1 protein-coding gene is annotated in these 1301 nt (G+C 52.7%); it reads right to left on the bottom strand.

The genetic code is table 11. From position 1 onward, the window contains the following. On the bottom strand, positions 1-1277 hold a 1277-nt coding region (locus AB1598_15110; GenBank protein MEW6146339.1), incomplete at its 3' end, for an IS110 family transposase. Between the last annotated feature and the right edge of the window lie 24 nt (positions 1278-1301).

The raw sequence follows: 1301 nt of genomic DNA, 5'->3' as shown, positions 1-1301 counted from the left end.
GCGACAATCTCAAGCAATTTCTGCCAATCAACCGGATTGGGCTTGAGAGGATTAAATCCCTGAGGGCTAGTTGTGTCAGGACAAGATTTGCTTGCCAGCACTGCCTGATAGATTTGTTCAGCTCTCAGCGCCGCCTGCCGAGCAATTTGTGTGAGCACTTGCCGACCTGGCAAAGCTGAGCCATAGAGTGGGGCTCGACCAGCTTTACGTGGAGTTGCTGAAGCAGTCTTTGTGTTAGTGGCGAGACGTGCCGTTAGTCTGACTTTAGCTCTCTTCTCCATAGTTAGACGAGGTTGATGATAGAGGTAGTCCTCTTGCTTGCTCAACAAGTGCCAGACTAACTCTGCCAGTTTGCGCGCTACTGCCACCACTGCCACATTATGTCCACGCTTGGCACACACGCGCTGGTAGAGCAAGCGCAATGGTCCTGGTCCGCGTCGTAAATGCTCGGCTGCTTCTATTGCCAACCATCTCGCTTCGGCGCGTCCCTGCTTGGTAATGCGTCCGTGACGAGCTTGACTATCACCAGACTGATATGTCGATGGCACTAAGCCAAAGTATGAGGCTAAGTGTTTGGCAGCAGGGAAACGACTTATATCTCCGATCGCTGCTAACAAGCCTGCTCCTACTACCAGTGACACTCCTGGGATCGTGAGCAGGCGGTCGAGATTGGCTCGCCAGTGTGGTCGCTCCATTACCATTGCCGCAATGATTCCTTCTACTGCTTTAATACTGACAGCCAAGCCGTCCAACTCTGCCAATGTTGCTTGTACTCTCACGCGATCCAATGGCGTGAGACCAGCCTCTTTGCCTGCACACAATCTCGCCAGATAGGCTCGCCCTCTCACCCCAAACAGGTCTGTGTGATTATCTGCAATCAGGTTGCTGGCTAAGATCGCCTGTAGGCGATTCTTCAACTCTGTGCGTCTGGCTACCACAGAGCGCCGATCGCTCATCAACTCTCGCAGCGCCTCGGTGTCTGCGTCTGGCAGCCATACAGTTGGTAAATAATCAGCTCTCGCCAACTCTGCTAATACTCGTGCATCTACCTTATCGGTCTTCACCTTTGCTTGCGCAATTACTCGTGTCTTGAGGGGATTAGATATTATCACTCGTGCGCCACTGTGCCTCAGCAACCGCGCTACCGCATTGCTGTTGGTGGTTGCCTCCATTGCTACACAATCACTGGCTCGCAACTGCTTGGCTAATGCTTCCCAGTTATCCCTGCTGCTACTTATGCGTTCACTCCATAGCTGTTCTCCTGCTTCATTGAGCAAGGCTAGCTGTGATTGTCGCTTCGC

This window comes from Thermodesulfobacteriota bacterium (genome assembly GCA_040754335.1).
Taxonomy (GTDB): Bacteria; Desulfobacterota_D; UBA1144; order Nemesobacterales; family UBA2774; genus 2-12-FULL-53-21.
This window is presented reverse-complemented; position numbering and strand designations above follow the sequence as displayed.